This is a genomic window from Bacillus sp. LSHTCR4 (assembly GCF_057197025.1).
On sequence record NZ_JBXUNO010000003.1, the window covers coordinates 35,631 to 59,900 of the forward strand.

Consider the following 24,270-nt stretch of genomic DNA (forward strand, 5'->3'; position numbering starts at 1 on the left):
AAAATAATTTGTTATGTTAAGTATAAAATGCACGCTTTTAGAACACAATATGAATGTCCCCCGTTTCTCATATTTGACAACATTTGGCGATGAGCCATTCTTGCACAAATGGTGTAAGAAAAAAGCCCTTCTAAAAAGGGCCTTTTTTTATTTATATACAATATTATCCTCCCCAGCGAAAGAAGATTTTATCTAATAGAAAAAGAAAAAGGTGCTGCCGATTGCAACACCTTAAAACATTGGATTTTCATCCAAATACTCATATACATTATTAACAAGTTCTTCTACCGTAGCACCTTGTACAACTTCACCATTTACAAGTGCAAACGGTCCTTCAAAACAAATACCACAGTATCCTAAACAACCATACTCCATTACATCTAAATTCGGATCTTTTTCTAATTTCTCTAAAGCTGCTTGTGAACCACTCGCAAGGTTACCTACACAAAATTCAATTAATGGTTTAATCAAAATTCTCCCCCCTGTACTACAAAACAAATTACCTTCTGACTTCATCTATAAGAAGAAAACTAAGCTGTCTCTTGTTGTTTTCGTTATACATCCTAAACTATTTAGTTACTTCACTATTTCACTTCAAAGTAGATGGTTTTATTTTATATAACATGCTACTTGCGATGAAATGGTAACTAAATAAGAAAAACAGTTTACTCTACTTTTCTTCTTATTGTACAACAGAGTATTCATTCATGCATTGTTATTTGTTCACAAATTCGATATAATTTGATTGAGTAAAGTCAAAATATTTTATTAATATAAAATTTTATGATTAGGGGATATTTCAACAGAAAAGGGGTAATCCATCATGAAACACCTCGTAATATTAGGTGGCGGCTACGGTGGAATGAGAATTCTGCAGCGGCTACTTCCAAGCAACCAACTTCCAGATGATGTACAAGTGACATTAATCGACAAAGTACCATATCATTGCTTCAAAACTGAATATTATGCATTAGTTGCGGGTACTATTTCAGAAACGCATATTCGTATACCGTTTCCTGAACACCCACGCCTCAATATTCAATACGGCACAGTAACAAATATTGATCTCGAAGAAAAAGCTGTTCATCTCGATGGCGGCGAAGCGATCCAATATGATGATTTAATTATTGGACTTGGCTGTGAGGATAAATACCATAACGTTCCTGGGGCGAAGGAATATACACATAGCCTACAATCGATTGAACAAACACGTAAGACATATGAACAATTAAATAGTCTAGAACCAAATGCAACAGTAGCTGTCGTTGGTGCTGGATTAAGTGGCGTTGAAGTTGCAAGTGAACTTCGCGAAAGCCGTTCTGATTTAAAAATCTACTTATTTGATCGAAAAGATAGAATTCTATTCCCATATCCAGAGAAATTAAGTAGATATGTAGAAGAATGGTTCGTAAAACATAAAGTTACTATCATACGAAACTCTAACATTACAAAAGTAGAGCCAAATATTGTGTACAACCACGATGAACCACTTGAATGTGATGCAATCGTCTGGACAGCTGGTATTCAAGCAAATGAAGTTGTTCGAAACCTTCCAGTTGAACAAGATGGTAGCGGACGGGTTGTTTTAACAAAATATCACAATATTCCAAATAACGAGCACGTGTATGTTGTAGGAGATTGCGCAGCACTTCCACATGCACCATCTGCACAACTTGCTGAGGGACAAGGAGAACAAATTGTCCAAATATTATTAAAACGTTGGAATAATGAACCACTTCCTGACGAACTACCTGTAATTAAATTAAAAGGTGTTCTCGGCTCTCTTGGTAAGAAGCATGGCTTTGGTTTACTAGCAAACCAACCATTAATGGGACGTGTACCGAGGTTATTAAAGTCCGGTATCCTCTGGATGTACAAATATCATAACGGTTAATACTTTACAGGCTGTCTACTATGTAGGCAGCCTCTTTGCATCAGTTTTTTAAAATTATCAGACACATCTTTCTCAATATTTATAATGATTTATTTTTCATTTTTATATTAAAAACTATTGATGAACAGTGTATGCTATTTATAAGTTGTTTTATTTCCTTTAAGACCGAAGTCATTCGGTCTTATTTTTTTGTGTTGTAAATACTTTTACAGGAGGTATTCCATTTCACTTATGAACGTAACAAAACTAAACGATCGAATAGAAGTAAAGAAGAAGGAATTGATCTATCTCGTTGAAAAGTACGGATTCACTCATGATAAAGTGATTTCTTTCAGTCAAGAATTAGATCGTTTACTTAACTTATTAATAAAAATCAAGACGAAGAAAAAACGTTGTTCTTTATAACCGTTCTCCTCTCTTTTTTGATACGATATAACTAGAATCAGAAAGGAGCCATCTATGTTTATATTAAAAGACGTTACATATAAAGATATACTGCACATTCCTTATTTACAGATTCAAAAAGAAAAAATTACATGTATTATCGGTGAGAGTGGGAGCGGAAAAAGCACATTGCTCCGTATGTTAAATGATCTACAATCTCCAACATCTGGCACAATTGAATATAACGGAAAACTAATTTCTGATTATCCCCCTATTCAATTACGACGTGACGTAGTCATGCTTGGGCAAACGCCACCTATTTTCGATGGAACCATTAAAGACAATCTATTAATGGGACTTCGTCTTTCTGAAAAGCCATTTCCAAATGATGATATTTTGCAAAGCGCATTAAAGGTTGTTAGCTTAGAAAAAAATTTAGAAGATAACGCTGATTCCTTATCAGGCGGAGAAAAACAGCGCCTTGCTTTTGCACGTATCGTACTCATGGATCCACCTGTTTATTTATTAGATGAACCAACTTCGGCGCTAGATAGCGATACAGAACGACGCGTTATGAAACAATTTACTACGCTAGCAAGAGAAAAGAAAAAAACAGTTATCTTCATCACACACTCACAACAGCTTCCAGAAGAAATTGCAGACGATATTATTGAGATTAGTAAAGCAAACGGTGCAACTAGAAAGGACGTGCTCTCAGTTGAAGGGCGTGATTGAACTCCAAATTTGGCAACTTGCCGCTGCATATATTTTCATTCTTATTTTAATCGGGCTCGTGAAATTAAAAGGGATACCTCGCGAAAAGCAAATCGCGCTCGCAACATTCCGTATGACGATTCAGCTCGTACTCGTTGCATATGTCCTTACATACGTATTTGAAAATAGTAATCCATTTTATACAATTGCTCTCATTACTTCTATTACTACCTTTGCAATTTTTAATATTTATAAACGAGTTAATATCCCAATGTCTAAAGAATTAAAACGAGTAGCCGCCCTTTCCATGGTCGCCGGATCAATTGGGCCACTTCTACTATTTATCTTTGTTATTATCGGACATGATCCGTGGTATGCACCGCAATATATCGTTCCTATTACCGGAATGTTAGTTGGGAATGCCATGACGGGTGTTTCTCTCGGTGCAAATACGTTCTTAAACAATATGAAATCGCAAAGAGGCCAAATCGAAGGAGCACTTATGCTCGGTGCAACACCGAAAGAAGCCGCTGCTCCGCTCATACGCGATGCTTTTGACTCGGCTATTTTACCAACGATCAATTCTATGGTCGGAATGGGGATTATAAGCTTACCGGGCATGATGACCGGTCAAATCTTATCTGGTGTATCACCATTTACAGCCATTCAATATCAAATCGCAATTATACTCGGTATTTCAGGAAGTACCGCTTTTGCTGTTATTATCTTCTTGCAACTTGGATATAAAACGTTCTTTAATAAACGGTGTCAGTTGAAGGATATTGACTATGGCGGACGGTAATCTAGCTTTTTGCTCGGTAAATGATGCACCTTTCTCGGTGAGTGAAATTATATCGGCGATTTTTCGAATATATCTATCATAACTCAAAATATATCAACGATTTTTGAAATATATCGACGATTCGACAAGGAATATCGATTTACCGACAAAAAATGACATAATAAAAAGAGGAGGCCAATACGCCTCCTCTTTTTATTTACTTACGCCTTCTTCACGAATTGTGATTTTAACTTCATAGCTCCGAAACCGTCGATTTTGCAATCAATATCGTGATCGCCATCAACTAGACGGATACTCTTTACTTTCGTACCGATCTTCACAACTGAAGAAGTTCCTTTTACTTTTAAATCTTTAATGACAGTAACAGCATCGCCGTCTTGAAGAACGTTTCCGTTCGCATCTTTTACAACTTTTGCACCATCATTATTTTCAGCTTCTGCTTCTTGGCCCCACTCATGAGCACATTCTGGACATACGAAAAGAACGCCATCCTCATACGTATATTCTGAATTACATTTTGGACAATTTGGTAAAGTAGCCATAAATTCATTTCCTCCGTTCATTATTTATACGTAAAAATCAAAATTGATGTTTACATCTCGATAAATAAAATTTGTACAGCATTTCTTTATAGTGCCATAGTCTCACGTTATTGACAAGCCTACCTGGAATTCTCATTTTTTATTGTATTTTACAAAATTTCAATTCGTATAGTGTTTCCAAGTAAAAAAGAAGAACCTTCACAAGATTCTCCTTTTCAAAATGAATGAGTTCTAACTAGAATATCCAACCATTTTCCTCAATGTGAAATTGATACTCTTCTAGCTCATCTTCACTTAATTTCTTATTATTCTCATATACTTCTTGCCATTCAAAATAGTCTTCACTAAAATAAACAGCAAATTTAATTTTCACGTTTTTCTTCTCTGTATAATCATAACCAGTAAATTCTACTACATCATAATCTTGCTCTTTCTTCACAAACTTCCAAGTTGGATTATCCGTCATAATCTCTAAAGTAACACCTTCACTACTTGAACGAACGACATTTTTAATATTCGGCTCAGTTGGTAAAAGGGAAAATCCAAACATAGCTCCACCAAATACTATCATCACTATAACCTGTAAACCAATCATACCAGCAAAACTAGCGCTGCCTTTTGATTGTAAGTAATATGCTTTCTCATGATCAGGCGTACCTTCTCCCTTATGTAGAACACGAACAGCGTGCTTATAATATAAACGATTTCCTTGCCATCCAGTAAATATCATCGTTCCTAACTGAAGAACTACACTACATGTTAAATAAATCCCATCTGGAATATCTATAAAAGGAGTTACAACGATACTAGGTACCGCCAATAACGTAAGTATAATAAACAACTTATACATTTTACGATAAGCTAACCAAAACGTTGGGAAGAAAAAGGCCACCCAATTCCATGTATTCCCTTGCGCTGGATTTTCTACTTTGCCCCACTTAAAGTCATAATACGCCGTATTCTTTTGAACGACTGTATGTAACTGTTGCGGAGAAATTGTTTCTTGTAAAACAGTGTCCTTCACGTACATCATCCTTTTCTTATTTCTATATACATTTATTGTATATGGGCGAAATGAAGGAATCTAACAAAAAGTACACATATTTCATAAAATTAAACAGAAATCGAATATATTCCGACAATTATTCGTTTCTTATTTCATTTTACTTTTAAATATATTAGAATACTTATGAATGATACGTTTAATACACTAAGTTAAGCATTTTGTATATTTGATAATGAAAAATGTTTCACATGAAACTATTTATATTTTGTATTACCTTGCCTCTACACAATGCGCGTAAAGCCCTTTCTACCTACTACAAAATAGAAAAGACGCCATTTTCAAAAGGACGTCTTTTACAATTGAAAATTTACTAATAAATAAAAGGAATTATTTAATACATGAATCCCCCATGGGACGAGTAAATTGTTTGTTTTCTTATAGGTGTAAGCTAAACATATACCGCCACCCCAAATATATAATACACTACCTAAAGTAAGTGGATGTCCTAAAGTAAATATAAAAGCACTTATAACAATGCTACTGAGCGTAGAAAAACGCTGAGATAATTTCGTGAAAAACATCCCCCGGAATAGAAGTTCTTCCCAAACCGGTGCAAAAACTGTGAGCACCACTACGTATATAAGGATTTCACTTTTGGTAGGCGCGATTACTCTATTAGGTTCATCCACACTAACTCCCGTTGGTAAAACTAAATTTAATACTGCGAGATATATAAGCAGTACGATCATCGTCATTACTATCGTTACATAATGTTTGAAATTATTGAACTGTATTGATTTTACTAACTGTAAACAGTAATTTCTTGCTGGTGAATATATTAAAATGATAGTGAGAAATGTTAAAGGCGGAATAAGATGATTTACGTACCACGGATATAATGAAGAGTCATATAAAAGGTTCAAAAAACCAATTCCATACATTACCCCAAAAATAATTACGATCATACTGATTACTTCTAGCATACTCATTTGTACATTCTTTTCTTTATATGTAACTAATTCCGTTTCCATCCTATCCCCTCCAGTATAATTAAACCTTTTTAACCATTATATACCAAATTAAACATAAAAAAAGACAATACATCCAACTGTATTGTCCATTTTCTTCCCTACCATTTCTCTCTACACGTCTCAATTAAGTGCAGCAAATACCTCTTCGTCATATCCGCTCTTCTCCACCTTGAGAGCATTCGCTTTTCTTTTGGATTCTCCCGTATTCTTGCTACTTCTTTTAATAAAAGCTCCCATTCTTCCGATGAATGTTCGAACAAATATTGCAATCCTCTATCTTTTGAAACGATTGTTTTATGATCTAGTGTATATAAAATACGTCCCATCGTAACGACCGCTGATTGTACCCACTCTTCTATAAAAAATAAATATGGCTTCTTCGCCTTTTCACTCCAGTACTGTTCTACGTTATATTTCATCGTATTTACTACATCATTCCATTGTATTTGCAGCGGAAGATCTTCTGCTTCTTTCCCGATCACTGTAATACCTTGATTTTTCAATGTCCACCATGTGACTGCATTAATATCCCAATGCCCTATATTCGCCTTACCATCTGCACAATACACGTACTCATTCATTTCATCATTGTATTTTCCTAAATCAGCAAGCGGAATATACATACCATCCATTCTTTTACCTAACGTACTACCGCCAAGTTTCTTATGAAGTTCTACCAGTTTCTGTTTTTCAGCTTCATTCACAGAATCACTTATTACCGTAATAAAATCAACATCGCTCGTTTCTGCATGAAATGCACCGAGTGCGATGGAGCCGTAAATATATACCCCGACTATTTTTTCATCTAAAAAAATTTCTTTTAGCCCTACTATGTATTGCTCCATCAACTGCTCTACTTCTTTCGGTAACGCATGCTTTACTACATTCTCCACATCTATCCCTCCAATAAAAAAAGCCTTTGCAAATTCGCAAAGACTTCCTGCTTTATAAATATTTCTCGATTTCTTCGTAAACATCCTTCAAACGAGGATTTCCTTCTCCAACAATTTCTCCATTTACAAGAACGACCGGATAAAATAAATCTTCCTCCACTACACGCTCTGCGAATGCTTTTTTGTCTTCATCTTCTTGTTCTTCTTGAAAATCAATATACTCGAAATTAAATTTATTTTCTTGTCCTTCATATTTACGACCAATTGCTGCTTGTAACCACTCAAACGTTTCTGTTGAAGATGGCATTCCAACGCAGCTTGCACAAATTACTTTCGTCCCATACACTTGCACATTAACCATTTCTTCTCCCCCACTTCTTGTTCTAACAGTATATTCAGATGCCTTATTACATAAGCACATCATTTTACAAACTTATTCCATACCCTTATACTGAAAAAACACGATACAATATTTCGACAATAAAACAAGAAGAGAAAAAATAGATTTTCCCCTCTATCTTGATTATAATAAAACTGATGAAAGGAGTCGATAAAAATGGAAAACCCACATATGCAAGAACAAGTACTAGAAGTACTAGATAAATTACGTCCATTCTTACTTCGCGATGGCGGAGACGTTGAGTTAGTAGACATTGAAGAAGGTATCGTAAAATTACGCCTTATGGGTGCATGCGGAAGCTGCCCAAGTTCTACAATCACACTAAAAGCTGGTATCGAACGCGCGTTACTTGAAGAAGTACCAGGCGTTATTGAAGTAGAACAAGTATTTTAATCTAAAAGCGGCAGCGGCTCGCTCAAAATGTGAGGGGGATGGAGCTTCTGACATAGAGGCGCTTTTTGCCTCGGCGGAAGAAGCGAAGCCACCAATCATTTTAGCCGCTGGAGCTGGATATTAATTAAAAGCGGAAACAGCATCGCTTTCTAGAAAGAGACCCATTTGGGTCTCTTTTTTTATTCAAATCACATTTTTCCGTTAACATCATAAAACAAAATTGGAAATCCTTCTCAAAAAATGCGATAATTGATACTATATAGTGAATCGTTCACACATATAAAGTAAAAAACATAGGGGGACGACACATGCCAAAAATGGGGAACACTTTTTTAACAATGCAAGAACTAGAAAAGAAAAAAGAGTATTTATTAGACCTTTCATCCGTTATACCGACATGGAATGCGAGCTATCAATTTTTATTTAAAGAAATCCAGCAAGAATTATTGAGTAAAGTAAATGAAAAAATCGAAAAACATCAATTCATTTTAAATATATGTGCAGATCAACAGGTAGGGGCATAATGTATTACATACAATTGTGGTATATAAAAAAGAGACCTCACTCGGTCTCTTTTTTATATTTTTAAGATAACCAATCTAATTTTCTAATCCCAAGTTTATCAACTGGTAAACGGAGTGAGCCATAAAAATGCTTCATAAATTGCTCAGAGCGGTTCACATCGTGTAAAATGGCTTCTAAGCGATCTCTATATATGCTTTTTTGTTCTTCGTTTCCTGTTTGGTAATACCGCTCAACTGTTTCAAAATAGTGAAGCGGGAACAAGAGCCTTGCAAATAATAGGCGCCAACCAAATGAGGATAGCGAATAATTCCGTTCATAATCTGTAACAAATTGAACGATTGTTTGCTCCCAGTCTTTCTTTTTTTCTATCATCATATAGCGGATCCATTCTGCTATATCTCGAGTTGGGTGATCATACACCCAGTCAAAAGGAAGTTTGAGACGCTTCGTTTGATGCCATAATAAAGGTGTGAATCGTTCTTGGCAAATTGTTGCTGCATCAGTTAGTTGCGGTGTGTCATCCATTTCTGTATCAACAACATATTGAATGGCATTTTCTGCAACTCCTAAGTAATAAGGGAAGGATTCAATAAACAATTGATCGAATACGTCTGTAGGGTGGTTCATTACTTGGGATTGCCAAAACTTTTCTAACTGATCGAGCCTTTTTTCCCATAACGCTTTCCATTCACCAATGCGGCTTAATTGCTCAATTTCTTCTGGAAAGAATGCACCTCGTTTATGGAATATAGAAAGCTCACTTCCTAATGACATAGCATGTCGTTCTAACGCGCGCATACCTTTTAATAAGCAGTAATTTTGTTCTTCTATCTCACTTACATAGTAGCCGTGTATAGTCGGAACGAAAGTCGCTACAGTTATATCCCCTTGCTGGTTCATATAATCACTGAGCTTTTTCATCTCTACAAGTACTTCTTCCTCCATTTCTCCAATTGGAACAAGTACATAAATTTTGTTGCGAATCCAAAAGCTTTTATAGGGGCCAAGGGGGATTAATTCTTTAACATGCATGTGATAATGCTCATAAATATGATGAATCATCGCAGTCGCCACCTATGGTTTTTCTTTATATATATGAGCTTGTGCTCGCCTTTCATTCCTATGCACATGATAAAGCAACGAAACGTATACAAATACTAAAAAGAAAAAAAGGTGATAAACATGAAAGAATCAAATCAACTACAAGAAAGAGCATTACAACTATTACAAGAACGCGGTGTAACAATTGACGATATTGCCGAACTTGTTCATTTTCTTCAAAAAAAATATCATCCAAATTTAGAGATGTCAGAATGCCGTTATAACGTTGAGCGTGTATTATCAAAACGTGAAGTACAAAACGCACTGATTACAGGTATCGAACTCGATGTTCTCGCTGAAAAAGGAATGTTAAGTGAGCCGTTACAAGATATCGTAAAACGTGATGAAGGCTTATACGGAATTGATGAAGTGATCGCACTTTCTATCGTTAATGTGTACGGCTCTATCGGTTTCACAAACTTTGGATATATCGATAAATTAAAACCTGGTATTTTAGAATACTTAAATGATAAATCAACTGGAAAGGTGCATACATTCCTTGATGATATCGTTGGCGGAATCGCTGCCGCTGCTTCAAGCCGTTTAGCACACAGAGCTGAGCATTCGGAATAATAAAATATGAAAGACCGTCAGTTTCATACTGACGGTCTTTCATATTCCATGAGCATAAATTCTCTTCCGCGGCTCAAAAAAATAGGACCTTGCTGAAAACCTATGTTTTTATATAGCGTAATCGCTCTTGTATTAAATGTCGCTACGCTAAGTCGAAACGTTTTCGACTTACATTCTTTAACAGCAAAGTCTATCCCAGCTTGAAAAAACATTTTCCCCAGCCCCTTCCCTGTTAACGCTGGCTTCATGCCAAGTCCGATATCAATTACATCTTCTCCACCATATAAATGAGCATCTCTTCCCCCTGGCACTTGTGCATTTTCTCCAAAACAAAAATAGCCGATAAACTCCCCATTATCGTCGCAACAGCCGTAATACGTCCCATCTAATAATTCTTCTATTGCTTCCTCCTCACCTAAAAAACTATACAAATGATAAGGTTCTTCGTACGTCCACGTATTTATCTCATTTGCTTCTTCTACCATTAACTTATGTATATCCATCCTTCTCTCCCCTTATCAAATATTCTATATATACTCATTCATTTTTCGCGCCTCATTTCCCTTCAATTGAAATATGCACAATTGCATACGCACGCTCGTGGAACAAATGGTACAATTTATTTGAATCGCTGTTGCTACACTTCTTGATCAAAGAAAAGGCGTTAAAACGGATATTAGCGCCTTATCAAACTCAAGCAATTGGCACATTTTGTCATCTTGAAAGACACTCGAAAGAGTGTCTTTTTTTCTATACCTCACAAGGACTTACTCATTTCAAAGCATAAACACATAAAATACTATAACTCTTTACATGCACGAATCCTTTTCTAAAAGTTGTGAAATGGACTCAAAATAAAAAAGCACTCTTGACTAGAGTGCTTTTTACTTTCAAACAAGGAGGTTACATAATATGGATAGTACTCTCGTATTTAACTTCGGCATTGGTATTGTCATCATTTTATTTGTTTTCTTTGTTCTTTGTATGAGCGGGGTGTAGAAAGACGATTTGAGGCGTCTTTTTATACATATGTATTACTTGACTTTCGCAAAAGAAGTAACAATAATGGTTACAGAGAAACCATTCACATATCCACAAATAGGAGGAAGAACAATGAAACATGTAATCGTTTATGCACACCCGAATACAGAAAGCTTCAACCACGCGATTTTAGAAACGGTAAAAAGTGAATTAGAAGAAAAAGGTCATGAAGTACGCGTTCGCGATCTATACGAATTAAACTTCAACCCAGTATTAGGCGCTTCCGATTTCATCTCATTTTCTCAAGGAAACACACCAGAAGATATTAAAGAAGAGCAAGAGCATATCTCTTGGGCTGATAGCATTACATTCATTTACCCAGTTTGGTGGGCGGGACTTCCTGCTATTTTAAAAGGATACGTTGACCGTGTATTTAGCCACGGCTTTGCTTATGCTTACGGTGAAAATGGTATTGAAAAGTTATTAAGCGGTAAAAAAGGCTTATTATTATCTACAATGGGCAATACGAAAGAAGCATACACAGCAGGCGGTATGTTTGACGCAATGAAGAAAACAGCGGATGTTGGTATATTTGAATTTACAGGCATTGAAACAATTGAGCATACATTCTATACAAGTGTTCCTTCTGTGGATGATAATGTGCGTAAACAATATCTTGAAGAAGTTAAAGATGTTGTGAATCGTGCGTTTTAAATGCAGTTATATCAGCGATTTTTTTAAATATATCAGCGCAACTTAGATTATATCGGCGATTTTTTTAATATATCGACTTACCGACAAAAATCGACACTAGTTACAACTGATTATTAGCCCACATCAATCGGGCTGCTTGCAAATAGCAGGAATAAAAAAAAAGCTGCTCCAAAGTTTGGAACAGCTTTTTTTCATTACATCTTCTCAATCCACTCCGTCAAGTTATGCACAACTTGCGTTGGTTGTACTTCATATTCTGTTAACTTCTCCACAGTTGTTACTCCAGTGTGCACAAGAAGCGTATGCATGCCAGCATTTATTCCTGCTAAAATGTCTGTATCGTAGTTATCCCCAACCATTAAGGCTTCATTCTTTTCTATGCCAAGCACTTTTAAAGCTTGTTCCATAATGATTGATTCTGGTTTCCCGATAAAGATTGGATCCACACCTGTTGATACTGCTACAACTGATGTTAATGAACCGTTACCTGGTAGTAACCCGCGCTCAGTCGGAATGGCAATGTCTCCATTTGTAGAAATAAACGTTGCGCCGTTACGTACAGCAAGACAAGCTTTTGCTAATTTTTCATATGTGATGTCACGATCTAAACCAACAACAACGAAATCAGGATTTTCATCCACAAGTTCAAATCCTTTTTCCACAAGCGCATCATGTAAGCCTTCTTCACCAATCATATATACAGTTGCGTCTTGTTTACGTTCATAAATAAAGTTTGCTGTTGCCATACTCGTTGTGAATACTTGCTCTGCTTTCGCTGGAATATCGAAACGAACAAGTTTTTCTGCTACCTGCTCTGGTTTACGTGTTGAATTATTCGTAACGAATAAATATGGAATGCCGCGCTCCCCTAATGCTTTTACGAAGTCGCTCGCTTCTTCAATTTGTTCTTCTCCGCGATACATTGTACCGTCTAAGTCAATTAAGTAACCTTTATACATCGATTATGTCTCTCCTTCTATGCTAACGTTCTCACCTTATCATACCACTCTTATATTACCCGCTTTCCCAAAAGAAAAAAACGCTTTACCTTAAAGCGCCCCATAACGTTCATTTTTTCTCTTTTATTTGGTAAGAACAACTACAATCGCCTTCGCACATGTTTGCTAGCGTTTTCACATCTGCGTTCGCAAATAAACGATTATACATCTCTTTTTCATCTTCACATACTTGCGGGAATCTCTCAGCGATTTCCTTTAATGGACAGTTTTGTTTTTCAATTACGAAAGAGTTCTCTCCGTCTCTCTTAATTTGAACCATATAACCATTTTTCTCTTGCATAGCTGCTATTTCTTGCACTTTATATGCTAAATTCTTTTGATTACTCACTCTCTTTTGCAACTGTTCTTCCATTCGCTTCGTTCTCTCTTTTAAAACGTAACGCAGTATTTTTTCATCGCCCATTCGAGCTAAATCTTCTAGCATATCAATCGCAAATTGTTTATACTCTTTCGGGAATGTATCTTCTCCCTTTTCGCTTAATCCATACAAATAAGTTGGTCTTCCGACATGTTGCCTTACCATCTTGGAATAGATGAAACCATCTTTCTCAAGATTACTTAAATGTCTTCGAATTGCCATTTCTGTAATCTCTAAAATTTCAGCTAGTTCCGCTACTGTGTGCTCTCCCTTTACTTTCAACAACTGTACAATTTCATCTTTCGTCGTACGTGCTTCCCCCATGCTTCACCCTTCTCCCTCACATACAATATAAGACCCCCAAAAGGCATTCTCTGGGGATCTTATAAGCATAATTATTCTGGTACAAATGCAGATACAGGTCCTAATTCCTTCTCTAAATAACTGCGAATATTTGCTGGGTATTTTTCTACCACTGCAATATGTTTTTGAATCGTCTTATATAATTCATCATGATTCATTTGAATATAATCTTGAGTAAGCATTTTTCGAAGAAGGATAATTTCTTTCATTCCTTGTCCATCTTCTGCACTTATCACTCGCTCGTCCATTAAAATATCAATAATATCTTCATAGCTTCCTGGGTCGCGCATAATAAATCCATCAATCATCGCATTCCCTACATCTAATACAGAATCAATAATAAGATGGGCTATGCGCTCTAATGCGTAAAATTCAAACTCGGTTTCATATATCTTTTTCTCTTGAAATGTACTTGTTGCTCGTTCTAAACATACTAGCATTTGTTCTATTTTCTTTCTGTCTACAAAATACATGAATGTCACCTACCTGGAAATTAAAGCATTTACATTTTAATTGTAACGCTTTCTTCTGAAAAAATCGACAATTTTTCGAATTCACCTTTTCTCCGTTATTTGTTATAGTTATATTTGTATGATTTTTGAAATTGGAGGAATGGAATCTTGGAACGTGAACTCGCACTAGAAATTGTCCGTGTAACAGAAGCAGCAGCATTAGCATCCGCACAGTGGATGGGCCGCGGAAAGAAAAACGAAGCAGATGATGCAGCAACTACAGCAATGCGTGATATGTTCGATTCAGTAAACATGGCAGGTACAGTTGTAATTGGTGAAGGAGAACTTGATGAAGCACCGATGTTATATATTGGTGAAGAACTAGGAACAGGTAACGGTCCAGAAGTAGATATCGCCGTTGACCCATTAGAAGGTACAAACATCGTTGCAAAAGGTCTTGCAAATGCAATGGCAGTTATCGCAATCGCAGATAAAGGAAACCTTCTTCATGCTCCTGATATGTACATGGAAAAAATCGCGGTTGGTCCAAAAGCAGCTGGTAAAATTAGCTTAGATGATCCAATTGAAAAAACAATTGAAATTGTAGCGGAAGCTAACAATAAAAAGATTCGCGATCTAACAGTTATCGTTCAAGAACGTGAACGTCATCAAGATATTATTGATCGTGTTCGTGCAAAAGGTGCACGCGTAAAATTATTTGGTGACGGTGATGTTGGTGCGTCAATCGCAACAGCACTACCTGGAACTGGTATTGATTTATTCGTAGGTATTGGCGGAGCTCCAGAAGGCGTTATTTCTGCAGCAGCATTAAAATGCCTTGAAGGTGAAATGCAAGCTCGCTTAGTTCCAATGAACGAAGAAGAAGAAGCTCGTTGTCGTGAAATGGGATTAGAAGATCCTCGTCAACTTCTTATGTTAGACGATTTAGTATCTGGTGATGATGCAATCTTCTCAGCAACAGGTGTATCTGCTGGTGAGTTATTAGACGGCGTGAAATTCCTAGGCGGCGATTTAGCTGAAACATACTCTATCGTAATGCGTTACAAAACAAGAACAGTACGATTCATTAAAACGCATCACCATTTAGATCATAAGCCACACTTAAACTTAGATATTTAATAAAAGGAGCCATGTGTATGGAAGAACGTTTCTTTCTGTACGACGACACTGTCGCTACAAAAACTCGTTTCGTTAGCTTTATGGGAGAAAATGAGCGTCATGATTTAGCGCTATTATACTCCGATCGTCATTACGGTAAAACAATTGTCCTTGATATGCAGCGCAATAAATTTGCAATCATCGGCACTGACGATTTAAACGAACCAGGCTACTTAGAGCACGCATTTTCTATGACTGAAGAAATTGCAGAAGAACTACGCTCATTTTTATTTGAACTTATATAATTCATCTCAAACACCAGCTATTTAGCTGGTGTTTTTTCATCACAAGAGTTTTGAATTTTCAATCTTCTATGTTATAATGAAGAATAAATCTATTTGGATAGAAAGGACGTTATCTACGTATGCCAACAACTACTTTGTAATGGACCAGCAATTGGATAGCATTACTCTCAAAAAAGCACCGTGCTTTTTCAAGGGAGTAGTCTGCCCATTCCCATTACAAAGGAACGTAACGCATCTGTAGTATGATGTTTACGGAGGTTCCTAAGGGAACCTCCTTTTATTTTTGTCTTTTTCCCATGTCTTCATACTACAAGACATCCAAATAGCTGTATTACGTTTCTTTGCCACTACTATAAGAGGTGAAGAAAAATGCAGAAAGTACAACTTTCTTGGAGTTTATATGAAAATCAGCAAAACACAATCGAAAAATATTGTAAAAATTGCAGACGCACTACCCTATTTACTGACACGAATATTCGTAGGCATAACGCCAACGGAAAAAACATATACCGCTTTGCTATTTATAAATGCCCGAAAGATCATACGTGGAACCAAAAACTTCGTATTTATAAAGCATTTACTGATCATGTTGAAACGGTCGACATGACCCAGCAAGATCAAATAGAAACAACTACTACCATTTCCATTACACAACATAAAGAAAACGGCATAGCCGAAATCACGATCGTACTAGATATCGTTTTCGGTTCACACCGAATCGATAAAGCCTTATCCACATATATTTCCGACTGGAGCCGTACACGCATTGTGGATAAAATTAAAAATGGGGATATTCAATTGAACGGACAACAAATGAAACCAAACGCAATACTTTCTGAAGGCGATTCTATTTCAATTTGTTTGTGAGCAAGTAAAAAAATCCTCTTACAATTGTAAGAGGATTTTTTTATTTCTTCACTTTTCGTAATACGAAGTGTGCACAACCGAAGTTACAGTACTCGTATAAATACTCCGTTAACGTACTAATTTTCGTATCATATGTCGCACGCTGGTTACTATCATCAAAGAATCCGCGCAATCTAAGTTGCTCATAACCCCAGTCCCCAACGATGTAATCATATTTATTTAAAATTTCTGCATAGCGCTCTTTAAATGCTTCTTCACTAAAACCGTCACGAAAGTTTTTAATTACTTCGTACTGAACATTATTAATGCTCACCGTAGCATGAATCTCTTGCTTTTGCTCCATCATTAACTTCCTCTCTAAGCATTCTTCTTTTTATCGTATCACAAAGCATACCAACCAACAATTTCAAATACAAAAAATTGAAAATTAGTGCATGCTATGGAGAAGGAGGTGATACATCGTGAAAAAACAAATTATACTCTCTCTCCTCACTCTTTCCTTATTTGCAGGCTGTCAATCAACGAACAAAGCCGAAATGGAACGTGAAGAAGGAAGTCGTGTTCTTGTTTCCAACAAAAACGACATGTATCATACGGAAAATACAAATACACGATTAACGAGAGTCGGCTATTCATCTAAACAAAAGCATGAAGTATCTAACAAACAAGTAGGAGCCATTAACCGTGAGAAAGTCGCTGAAATGATTACAAGTATGACAGTGAAACTTCCTGACGTTACAAACGCCGCTACGCTCGTTACCGATGATGAAGTATTTGTTGTATACCGTGCAAACACAACGGATCCGAAACTCGTAGCGGATCAAGTATATAGAGCTGCTTTGTCCATCGTCCCTCGCTATTATAAAGCATATGTATCAACAGACCAAAAGTTGATTTCTCAAATTCAAGGGCTTCAATCTGGCGCATTAAATGATACAGAATATACGCAAAGCCTCGATATGCTAAAGCGTGAAATGAGTAAAAATCCTCATTTGAACAATACAGAGAATCAAACCTTGAATAATATGATTAAAAAGTAAAACAGGTGGAGAAAAACTCCACCTGTTTTACTTTTTCACTATTTCTTACGATCCGCATAAACTTCCATCGCATCACACATAAACTGCGCTAACCCTTCACCAAACTTATCGATATTTTTCGTGAAGCGCTCATCAGCGACGTACATTTGGCCAAGTCCTTTAAAAGCATCTAATGAATATTCACCGAAGTTTTGCAAGTAATCGTACCATACTCCAATTGCTTCTTGTGCCTCTTTAGAATCTGGTGCACCGTGTCTAAGCGCCGCTAAATTTCTGTAAATCGTATTAAACTCTTCTTGATTATCCTTTGACATACCTTTCGCATATTCATTCGCTTTATCTACAGCTGTGTCTCCCCATCTTTCACGCGCTTCTTCTTCGTACGGATTATGGCTAAAATCGAATCCTTCAAATTTCTCTTTATTCGTCATTTCAATCTCTCCTTTTGTATGCTGAATTGTTTTATCAATCGTCGCAATCACTTTATCTAACCTAGCCCGCTTTTCAAGAAGCATCTTCTTATGAAGCTGTAGTGCTTCTTCGCGGTCAAATGACGGACTCATGATAATTTCTTTAATTTTCTTCAAAGGGAAGCCCAATTCTTTAAAAAATAAAATTTGCTGCAACGTCTCTAAATTTTCATTGGAATACAGACGATATCCAGACTCTGTCGTCTCATCTGGGGTTAACAACCCAATTTCATCGTAATGATGCAGTGTGCGCACACTAATTCCAACTAAATTAGCCACTTCTTTTACCTTCATTGTCACGTGTATCTCCCCCTTAATACATACGATAAAGTATGACGCAACGTTAGAGTCAATAAGTAAATTCATTTTCTTTATAAAATATTTCATGCATAATAGATATGTACATATATTAGAAAGCGGTGAAAATATGGTTTCAAATACTGTAATTGCCAGCATCATCTTTCAACTCATTGTCTCGATTCTGGTCCCAATTATTGTACTCGTTTATTTCCGTAAAAAATATAATATAAATTGGAAAGTAGTCGGCGTTGGTGTTCTTATCTTTATCGGATTTACCCAAATTCTCGAAACACCATTCCACCTATTTATGCGCGGTAATCCAGCAATCGCTCCAATTTTAGAAAATCCATTTGTCTTCGCACTTTACGGCGGACTGACTGCTGGTATTTTTGAAGAATTAGGACGCTTCGTTGCTTTCTTCTTCCTACTAAAAAAATACCAAGAATATAAAGATGGCTTCGCTTACGGAATTGGTCACGGCGGCATTGAATCCATTTTAGTTGGCGGATTCTCTGCATTCCAAGCACTTATATTTGCGAACTCAATTAACAACGGTAGCTTCGCTCAAATGGTCGAAAAAATGCCAGAACTAAGCCGCCTACAAGACATGTTAATCCAGCAACCTGCCTACTTATACTTCCTTGGTAGCTTAGAAAGAATTATGGCACTCGTGCTGCAAATTGCCTTTACAATGCTTGTTTTATACGCAGTAAAACAGAAGAAGTATATCTTCCTTGTATACGCTATACTATTCCACGCACTTGTAGACTTCTTCGCGGCACTTTATCAAACGAAAACAATTAACATCTTTGTTGCAGAAGGAATTACCCTTCTCTTCACAATCGGTGCTATCATTCTTATTCGTAAAATGAAAGAGAAATTAATGAGTGTGCCGGAATAAAAAATAACCCACCAATTGGTGGGTTATTTTTTATATGGATTATCATAGTGATGATAACTTTTGCCGCTTTGCAGCTCCTTCTTTGTTTCTGCATCTATAACGATGTACTTATGAAACTCTTCTACCTCATTTTGAGTAAAAGAAGCAAAAAAGTACACTTGACGATCAGGGTGAATAAAAGACTCTTGAAGCACTACTTCACTCCGACAACCCGCGGCTGTTTTTTGTAAAAAAGAAAATTCTTCGTCAGGCACTTCTTTAAATAAAATCTTTTTCCGAACACTATACGCTGCATTATTGTATTCTTTATAGATTTTCTTCTCTAACTGTGTATAAAAAACATCCTCACTCACAAATGACTTATTCCGATTACTTGGATAATCTAACTTTTGATTGGATTCTGCATATGTTGTGGACAAGTGTATAAAAAAACAAAGACTGAATATAATACATATCATTTTTTTCATCATTGCACCTCAATTTTCATTATCCACATTACTTTTCCACATATATAAATCAATATGCCGTTTCCAATAAAGTGAAACTTTAATCAGTGGGGGTTTTCTTCATCCCCCACTGATTATTAGTTGAACCAATCGGACTTTTATGGGCAGTTGATCCCCCACCTAACTTCTTTGCTTGCGCTGAATTTTGAGATGGGGATCTTACTGCCCATTAAAGCGGGATAAAAAGGAATTTTTTTCGCATTTGTCGAAGTATATATCGTCAACTTGAAAGATGGGGATGAATTATGAAGAAAATTATTGTCATACGACATTGTTCAGCAACTGGCCAAGAACGTGATGCCAAATTAACGACCGATGGAAAAGAACAAGCAAACACCCTTGCTACATTCCTCTTAGAAAACCAACTACAAATAGATCATATTATTTCAAGCCCATTTGTACGAGCTATCGATTCTATTCGGCCCTATGCACGCCAAGCTAACTTGTCTATCCAAGAAGATGAACGACTAACTGAACGCATATTAAGCAACGTTCCAATGGACGATTGGATGCAAAAACTAGAATCGACTTTTATAAATATAGATATTGCCTTTTCAGGCGGAGAGTCAACAAAACAAGCAACAGACCGTGCTATATCGCTTATCGAAGACGTTTTAAAATTAAGCCATACTACAATATTACTCGTTACACATGGGAACTTACTGACACTCATTTTAAAGCACTTTGATCATACAATCGGCTTTCATGAATGGAAAGCTTTAACGAATCCTGATATGTACGAAATTACAATCGATGAACAATGTAGCCTAAAACGATTATGGAAAGCACCGTCCAAGTAATATCTCTTTCCAACACATTCAGTTGACGCCACGAGAAGAAACTGTACTAATAATAGAAAGGGGTATCACTCCATATGTACGAAGATGTACTTGCTTTACTACATAAAACAAATGTTTCTTATGAAAAGTTTGAACACGAACCTGTACTCGATTATGAGACAGATCGGATCGTGCGTGAAAGGCTTGGCTTACAAGGCACTCCAAGTAAAAGCTTACTTTTAAAATCAAAGTCTGGGGATTATTACGTATTTTTTACGTTAGAAGGAACTCGGTTAAACCGGGAAGAAATGAAAGAAATAACGGGAGAACGCTTATCTCTCTGTTCACCTGATGAACTAAGGGAAGAGACTGGTTGTACACCGGGATGTGTAGCTCCTTTCGGTTATTCACAACATGTAACAATTATTGTGGATAGCGCTATTTATACGTATGATAAAATTTTAATTACACCTGGTGTACCTGAATTTACAATTGAATTATCCACAGAAGAATTAAAAAAGATTTTATTAACATGTTCAAATACTGTTTTAGAGTATAAACAAAAAGAGAGCTAATCATTAGCTCTCTTTTTTCATTATTTTGCTTCTGCTGTGTTTTCTTTTGCAGAACGAACTTGCTCGTCCGCATGGTAAGAAGAACGCACAAGTGGGCCAGCTTCACAGTGGCTAAATCCTTTGCTAAGTGCAATTTCTTTCAGCTCTGCAAATTCTGCTGGTGGGTAATATTTAAGAACTGGTAAATGCTTCTTAGATGGTTGTAGGTATTGTCCAAGAGTTAAAATATCCACATTGTTTGCACGTAAGTCATCCATTGCTTCAATTAAATCTTCTCTCGTTTCACCTAAGCCCACCATAATGCTCGATTTAGTTGGAATATCTGGCTGCATTTCTTTCGCTCGACGTAAAAACTCTAATGAACGTTCATATTTTGCTCTAGCGCGAACTCGGTCAGATAATCGACGTACTGTTTCAATGTTATGGTTTAAAATATCTGGTTTTGCATCCATTAACATTTTTAAGTTTTCTTCTACTCCACCCATATCAGATGGTAATACTTCAATTGACGTAAATGGATTTTTGCGACGAACAGCGCGTACTGTTTCAGCAAAAACAGCTGCTCCCCCGTCTTTTAAATCATCACGTGCAACCGCTGTTATAACAACGTGCTTTAAGCCCATTTGTACTACAGAATCTGCTACGCGTTCTGGCTCTTGTAAATCAAGCTCTGTTGGTAAGCCTGTTTTAACCGCACAGAAACGACAAGCACGTGTACATACTGCACCTAAAATCATGAATGTTGCTGTTTTTCTTACAGCCCAGCATTCATGAATATTCGGACATTTTGCTTCTTCACAAACTGTATGAAGATTCTTAGAACGCATCATTTTCTTTAAGCCTGTATAGTTTTCATTCGTGTTTAACTTAATTTTCAACCATTCGGGCTTGCGCTTATATTCTGTTTGTTTTGTCATGGTTATCAACTCCGCACAATATGAAATAGTTTACCGTGTTCGCTTCTTTCAATGTAACATATCTATTCTAACGTATGAAAGCGATTTGCTCAAATGAAGATTCTAAGATTTTTTCCAATCGTTCCCTATAATGAAATACTCCGTATATCCCACACTAAAAAGAGTGATGATGTGAAAGGAGTCTATTTCATGCTTCGAAAAATTTCTCTTTTGCTTTCGATTTGCTTTCTTCTCCACCAAAACATCGCTTACGGTGAAGATAATCAGCAAAGCATATACGAAAAGCGCATGGCACTATATAAAGAAACCGAGCAATCTTCAGGCATTCCGTGGTATTACTTAGCTGCAATGGATCAATACGAAAGAAATATACGGAGCGTAAGAAAAGATATTCCGAAAAAACCAGATGCCATCATTTCCCTTTATTTCAAACCAGAAATATGGGCTGGACCTGTTAATGTTAACGACACGCTCCCCCACACAATTGCTCTATTTGGCGGGTTAGGTTTAGATGGTGACAAAGATGGGTTTGCAAATGCAAATAACGACCGTGATCTTTTGCATACAGCAGCAACGATTTTAAAGAAACAAGGACCGTCAGAAGAACGTATTAAAATCATGCTCTGGGAATATTATAGACGTGCAAAAACAGTTGATTTAATTACCGAATACGCCCAAATTTATAAACATTATGGACGTATTAATTTAGAAGGAAATGCTTTTCCCCTACCTATTCGCAGTGACCATAGCTACCGTAGTACTTTCGGTGCTGGAAGAAGTTTTGGGGGAAGAAGGGTTCATGAAGGAACCGATATATTCGCAGGCTATGGCGTACCAGTAAGATCCACTTGCTATGGCATCATTGAAACAAAAGGCTGGAACCGCCTTGGTGGATGGCGCATCGGTATTCGTGACCTTCATAATAATTATCATTATTACGCTCACTTAGGCGGGTTCTCAAAAGAAATACAACTTGGACAAATTGTCGAGCCTGGAAAAGTAATCGGATTTGTTGGTAGCACCGGTTACGGCCCTCCCGGCACAGCAGGAAAATTCCCGCCTCACTTACATTTCGGTATGTATAAAGACAATGGTTATACAGAATGGGCTTTCGATCCATACATGCATTTAAGTCTTTGGGAGCGAAAAGAACGAGCGAATACAAAACGATAACCGTAGCACATTGCTACGGTTATTTTTTGTATACATCTAACTATCCGTTTTCTTTTTATCAGGTACAACAACACTTCCGCTTCCGTAATAAGTAGGCACTTCCCCTTGAACAATGCGCGTCGCAATCGGAACATCTTGTTTTACTTTTATTTCTTTCGTATGAAATGGAATAACCACTTGCAACGTGACTTCCATTTCCATAATAATTTGAATCGCTGTCGTATTGATCCCGTGCGGTTCAATTTTTTGTTTAATATCCGTATTCACATGACCAATCGTCGTGAAATCAATTGGAATATCTGGTCCTATATTTCCAAGAAGCGCATTATTTGTTACACGACCAAAAGGAACTGCCATCGTTGCCCCATTTTTTTCAGAAATACCTATTCCCTTTAAATTCCCTTGTTCTACTTGCTGTAAATATTTTTCTATGTATGTGGTCGTTGACGTTACGATTTCATTTACTTGCTTCGTATTTAAATTAATTGTGGATACTTTCCCGTTTTTATCATTTTGTACTTTCATTAATGAATCGACATCGAATCCTTCATCGATTCTATCTTTTAGCGCCTTCGTCATAACCGCTGTCGCCATTTTATGTGTCTCTACTTCTCCATATTTCATTAATGTCGGCTGAATGCTGCTATTCACAATCCATAATCCTTGCACGAGTAATATGACAAAAAGAATAAATGACATAAGCAGTATGTGCCGAAAGGAAATAGGCCCCCTTCGAAACCGCGAATTTTTCGAACGAAATATACTCATAAAAAACCCTCCTTCTTATATCATTTCTATGCAAGAAGGAGGGACGATATATGCTTATCTCATTTTTAATAATGCTTCTTTTCCGATTGTACCAGCCGTAATACCTAAAGCTTCAGCTTCAATCGTTACTGATTCTAGCGGTGCTTCAAGAAGTTGTTCAATCGTTCTTACACCAACCGCACGGCCAGCAATAATACCTCGATCCCCTAACTTCTCATTTAAAAGACCTACATCTAATGCACCGCACATAATATATCCTTTATCGCTCATTACAGCTAGCAAATTTGTCTTTGGAAGTTTGACGCTAACCGCAATAAACGTATAATTATCGATTATAATTGGCTCCACATTAACCATAGTTCACACTCCTCTCTTTCTTATCTGTATGACAAGAGAAAAATGAGT

The 24,270-nt window shown here is 36.7% G+C and carries 33 protein-coding genes; 16 read left to right on the plus strand and 17 right to left on the minus strand.

Annotated elements, in window-relative coordinates; translation table 11 throughout:
- Nucleotides 1-231 precede the first annotated feature (231 nt).
- Nucleotides 232-471, minus strand: coding sequence for a YuzB family protein (locus AC2CGR_RS19730; protein ID WP_000595026.1), 240 nt, complete (start codon nt 469-471; stop codon nt 232-234).
- Nucleotides 472-823: 352 nt separating this feature from the next.
- Here AC2CGR_RS19730 and AC2CGR_RS19735 point away from each other — a divergent pair, with 352 nt between their 5' ends.
- The 4 genes from AC2CGR_RS19735 to AC2CGR_RS19750 all read left to right on the plus strand — a co-directional run bounded on the left by AC2CGR_RS19735 (nt 824) and on the right by AC2CGR_RS19750 (nt 3,794).
- On the plus strand, nt 824-1,894 hold the full coding sequence (locus AC2CGR_RS19735) for an NAD(P)/FAD-dependent oxidoreductase (RefSeq protein WP_000682074.1): 1,071 nt from the start codon (nt 824-826) through the stop codon (nt 1,892-1,894).
- 231 nt (nt 1,895-2,125) lie between these two features.
- Nucleotides 2,126-2,299: an aspartyl-phosphate phosphatase Spo0E family protein gene (locus tag AC2CGR_RS19740; RefSeq protein WP_087968567.1), complete on the plus strand. Its 174-nt coding sequence runs from the start codon at nt 2,126-2,128 to the stop codon at nt 2,297-2,299.
- A gap of 54 nt (nt 2,300-2,353) precedes the next feature.
- Nucleotides 2,354-3,013 (plus strand): ABC transporter ATP-binding protein, encoded by a 660-nt coding sequence (locus AC2CGR_RS19745; protein WP_087968568.1) that lies wholly within the window; start codon nt 2,354-2,356, stop codon nt 3,011-3,013.
- Nucleotides 2,997-3,794 carry an ABC transporter permease gene (locus tag AC2CGR_RS19750; protein ID WP_000679250.1) on the plus strand — a complete coding sequence of 266 codons (798 nt, stop codon included), beginning with the start codon at nt 2,997-2,999 and terminating at the stop codon, nt 3,792-3,794. The genes AC2CGR_RS19745 and AC2CGR_RS19750 overlap by 17 nt, the downstream gene beginning before the upstream one ends.
- A gap of 200 nt (nt 3,795-3,994) precedes the next feature.
- On the opposite strand, the gene phnA is transcribed toward AC2CGR_RS19750, so the two are convergent.
- The 5 genes from phnA to AC2CGR_RS19775 form a co-directional block, all read right to left on the minus strand.
- Nucleotides 3,995-4,336 (minus strand): alkylphosphonate utilization operon protein PhnA, encoded by a 342-nt coding sequence (gene phnA / locus AC2CGR_RS19755; RefSeq protein ID WP_000212737.1) that lies wholly within the window; start codon nt 4,334-4,336, stop codon nt 3,995-3,997.
- 235 nt (nt 4,337-4,571) lie between these two features.
- Nucleotides 4,572-5,366 (minus strand): DUF2628 domain-containing protein, encoded by a 795-nt coding sequence (locus AC2CGR_RS19760; protein WP_087968569.1) that lies wholly within the window; start codon nt 5,364-5,366, stop codon nt 4,572-4,574.
- A 329-nt stretch (nt 5,367-5,695) separates the two neighbouring features.
- The gene (locus AC2CGR_RS19765; RefSeq protein ID WP_484481084.1) at nt 5,696-6,373 is read right to left on the minus strand and encodes a CPBP family intramembrane glutamic endopeptidase; all 678 of its coding nucleotides are present in this window, start codon (nt 6,371-6,373) and stop codon (nt 5,696-5,698) included.
- 98 nt (nt 6,374-6,471) lie between these two features.
- Nucleotides 6,472-7,266 carry a nucleotidyltransferase domain-containing protein gene (locus tag AC2CGR_RS19770; RefSeq protein WP_270184689.1) on the minus strand — a complete coding sequence of 265 codons (795 nt, stop codon included), beginning with the start codon at nt 7,264-7,266 and terminating at the stop codon, nt 6,472-6,474.
- 52 nt (nt 7,267-7,318) lie between these two features.
- The gene (locus AC2CGR_RS19775; protein ID WP_000248590.1) at nt 7,319-7,627 is read right to left on the minus strand and encodes a YuzD family protein; all 309 of its coding nucleotides are present in this window, start codon (nt 7,625-7,627) and stop codon (nt 7,319-7,321) included.
- Nucleotides 7,628-7,822: 195 nt separating this feature from the next.
- Here AC2CGR_RS19775 and AC2CGR_RS19780 point away from each other — a divergent pair, with 195 nt between their 5' ends.
- Nucleotides 7,823-8,059, plus strand: coding sequence for a NifU family protein (locus AC2CGR_RS19780; RefSeq protein ID WP_000431159.1), 237 nt, complete (start codon nt 7,823-7,825; stop codon nt 8,057-8,059).
- Nucleotides 8,060-8,367: 308 nt separating this feature from the next.
- Complete coding sequence (locus AC2CGR_RS19785; RefSeq protein ID WP_061685697.1) at nt 8,368-8,583, plus strand: hypothetical protein; 216 nt, start codon at nt 8,368-8,370, stop codon at nt 8,581-8,583.
- A gap of 61 nt (nt 8,584-8,644) precedes the next feature.
- Here AC2CGR_RS19785 and yutH read toward each other — a convergent pair whose 3' ends face one another.
- A complete protein-coding gene (gene yutH / locus AC2CGR_RS19790; RefSeq protein WP_016718817.1) occupies nt 8,645-9,646 on the minus strand; it encodes a spore coat putative kinase YutH in 1,002 nt (333 codons plus the stop codon).
- A gap of 120 nt (nt 9,647-9,766) precedes the next feature.
- Here yutH and AC2CGR_RS19795 point away from each other — a divergent pair, with 120 nt between their 5' ends.
- Nucleotides 9,767-10,258: a phosphatidylglycerophosphatase A family protein gene (locus AC2CGR_RS19795; protein WP_000665103.1), complete on the plus strand. Its 492-nt coding sequence runs from the start codon at nt 9,767-9,769 to the stop codon at nt 10,256-10,258.
- A 23-nt stretch (nt 10,259-10,281) separates the two neighbouring features.
- Here the strand turns inward: AC2CGR_RS19795 and AC2CGR_RS19800 are convergent, their stop codons facing one another.
- A complete protein-coding gene (locus AC2CGR_RS19800; RefSeq protein ID WP_484481085.1) occupies nt 10,282-10,761 on the minus strand; it encodes a GNAT family N-acetyltransferase in 480 nt (159 codons plus the stop codon).
- Nucleotides 10,762-11,371: 610 nt separating this feature from the next.
- On the opposite strand from AC2CGR_RS19800, the gene AC2CGR_RS19805 reads away from it, so the two are divergent.
- Complete coding sequence (locus AC2CGR_RS19805; protein ID WP_016135941.1) at nt 11,372-11,953, plus strand: NAD(P)H-dependent oxidoreductase; 582 nt, start codon at nt 11,372-11,374, stop codon at nt 11,951-11,953.
- A 194-nt stretch (nt 11,954-12,147) separates the two neighbouring features.
- Here AC2CGR_RS19805 and AC2CGR_RS19810 read toward each other — a convergent pair whose 3' ends face one another.
- The 3 genes from AC2CGR_RS19810 to AC2CGR_RS19820 form a co-directional block, all read right to left on the minus strand.
- Nucleotides 12,148-12,912, minus strand: coding sequence for a TIGR01457 family HAD-type hydrolase (locus tag AC2CGR_RS19810; protein ID WP_000276467.1), 765 nt, complete (start codon nt 12,910-12,912; stop codon nt 12,148-12,150).
- Between the two features lie 109 nt (nt 12,913-13,021).
- Nucleotides 13,022-13,654 carry a helix-turn-helix transcriptional regulator gene (locus AC2CGR_RS19815; RefSeq protein ID WP_000503352.1) on the minus strand — a complete coding sequence of 211 codons (633 nt, stop codon included), beginning with the start codon at nt 13,652-13,654 and terminating at the stop codon, nt 13,022-13,024.
- Between the two features lie 71 nt (nt 13,655-13,725).
- Complete coding sequence (locus AC2CGR_RS19820) at nt 13,726-14,166, minus strand: DUF86 domain-containing protein (RefSeq protein ID WP_000274007.1); 441 nt, start codon at nt 14,164-14,166, stop codon at nt 13,726-13,728.
- Between the two features lie 147 nt (nt 14,167-14,313).
- Here AC2CGR_RS19820 and glpX point away from each other — a divergent pair, with 147 nt between their 5' ends.
- From glpX to AC2CGR_RS19835, 3 genes are all read left to right on the plus strand, one after another.
- On the plus strand, nt 14,314-15,285 hold the full coding sequence (gene glpX, locus AC2CGR_RS19825) for a class II fructose-bisphosphatase (RefSeq protein ID WP_000439090.1): 972 nt from the start codon (nt 14,314-14,316) through the stop codon (nt 15,283-15,285).
- Between the two features lie 17 nt (nt 15,286-15,302).
- Complete coding sequence (locus AC2CGR_RS19830; RefSeq protein ID WP_000392610.1) at nt 15,303-15,569, plus strand: DUF3055 domain-containing protein; 267 nt, start codon at nt 15,303-15,305, stop codon at nt 15,567-15,569.
- 369 nt (nt 15,570-15,938) lie between these two features.
- Nucleotides 15,939-16,436 carry a cytoplasmic protein gene (locus tag AC2CGR_RS19835; RefSeq protein WP_087968576.1) on the plus strand — a complete coding sequence of 166 codons (498 nt, stop codon included), beginning with the start codon at nt 15,939-15,941 and terminating at the stop codon, nt 16,434-16,436.
- Nucleotides 16,437-16,476: 40 nt separating this feature from the next.
- On the opposite strand, the gene AC2CGR_RS19840 is transcribed toward AC2CGR_RS19835, so the two are convergent.
- Nucleotides 16,477-16,779: a YutD family protein gene (locus AC2CGR_RS19840; RefSeq protein WP_000435943.1), complete on the minus strand. Its 303-nt coding sequence runs from the start codon at nt 16,777-16,779 to the stop codon at nt 16,477-16,479.
- Between the two features lie 118 nt (nt 16,780-16,897).
- Between AC2CGR_RS19840 and AC2CGR_RS19845 the strand changes: the two genes are divergently transcribed.
- Nucleotides 16,898-17,476: a YhcN/YlaJ family sporulation lipoprotein gene (locus AC2CGR_RS19845; protein WP_087968577.1), complete on the plus strand. Its 579-nt coding sequence runs from the start codon at nt 16,898-16,900 to the stop codon at nt 17,474-17,476.
- A 38-nt stretch (nt 17,477-17,514) separates the two neighbouring features.
- Here AC2CGR_RS19845 and AC2CGR_RS19850 read toward each other — a convergent pair whose 3' ends face one another.
- Nucleotides 17,515-18,246 (minus strand): MerR family transcriptional regulator, encoded by a 732-nt coding sequence (locus AC2CGR_RS19850; protein ID WP_087968578.1) that lies wholly within the window; start codon nt 18,244-18,246, stop codon nt 17,515-17,517.
- An 85-nt stretch (nt 18,247-18,331) separates the two neighbouring features.
- Here AC2CGR_RS19850 and AC2CGR_RS19855 point away from each other — a divergent pair, with 85 nt between their 5' ends.
- On the plus strand, nt 18,332-19,147 hold the full coding sequence (locus AC2CGR_RS19855) for a YhfC family intramembrane metalloprotease (protein ID WP_131100979.1): 816 nt from the start codon (nt 18,332-18,334) through the stop codon (nt 19,145-19,147).
- Nucleotides 19,148-19,170: 23 nt separating this feature from the next.
- On the opposite strand, the gene AC2CGR_RS19860 is transcribed toward AC2CGR_RS19855, so the two are convergent.
- Nucleotides 19,171-19,614, minus strand: a complete 444-nt coding sequence (locus AC2CGR_RS19860) for a hypothetical protein (protein ID WP_484481086.1) — start codon at nt 19,612-19,614, stop codon at nt 19,171-19,173.
- A gap of 284 nt (nt 19,615-19,898) precedes the next feature.
- Between AC2CGR_RS19860 and AC2CGR_RS19865 the strand changes: the two genes are divergently transcribed.
- Both AC2CGR_RS19865 and AC2CGR_RS19870 read left to right on the plus strand, forming a co-directional pair.
- The gene (locus AC2CGR_RS19865) at nt 19,899-20,453 is read left to right on the plus strand and encodes a histidine phosphatase family protein (protein WP_087968579.1); all 555 of its coding nucleotides are present in this window, start codon (nt 19,899-19,901) and stop codon (nt 20,451-20,453) included.
- A 74-nt stretch (nt 20,454-20,527) separates the two neighbouring features.
- The gene (locus AC2CGR_RS19870; RefSeq protein WP_131100980.1) at nt 20,528-21,007 is read left to right on the plus strand and encodes a YbaK/EbsC family protein; all 480 of its coding nucleotides are present in this window, start codon (nt 20,528-20,530) and stop codon (nt 21,005-21,007) included.
- 20 nt (nt 21,008-21,027) lie between these two features.
- On the opposite strand, the gene lipA is transcribed toward AC2CGR_RS19870, so the two are convergent.
- Entirely contained in the window at nt 21,028-21,924 is an 897-nt protein-coding gene (gene lipA, locus AC2CGR_RS19875; RefSeq protein ID WP_029440566.1) for a lipoyl synthase, read from the minus strand.
- 189 nt (nt 21,925-22,113) lie between these two features.
- Here lipA and AC2CGR_RS19880 point away from each other — a divergent pair, with 189 nt between their 5' ends.
- The gene (locus AC2CGR_RS19880) at nt 22,114-23,097 is read left to right on the plus strand and encodes a M23 family metallopeptidase (RefSeq protein ID WP_087968581.1); all 984 of its coding nucleotides are present in this window, start codon (nt 22,114-22,116) and stop codon (nt 23,095-23,097) included.
- Between the two features lie 36 nt (nt 23,098-23,133).
- Here AC2CGR_RS19880 and yunB read toward each other — a convergent pair whose 3' ends face one another.
- Nucleotides 23,134-23,865, minus strand: a complete 732-nt coding sequence (gene yunB / locus AC2CGR_RS19885; RefSeq protein ID WP_098224954.1) for a sporulation protein YunB — start codon at nt 23,863-23,865, stop codon at nt 23,134-23,136.
- 54 nt (nt 23,866-23,919) lie between these two features.
- Entirely contained in the window at nt 23,920-24,222 is a 303-nt protein-coding gene (locus tag AC2CGR_RS19890; RefSeq protein ID WP_000248463.1) for a YunC family protein, read from the minus strand.
- Nucleotides 24,223-24,270: the final 48 nt, after the last annotated feature.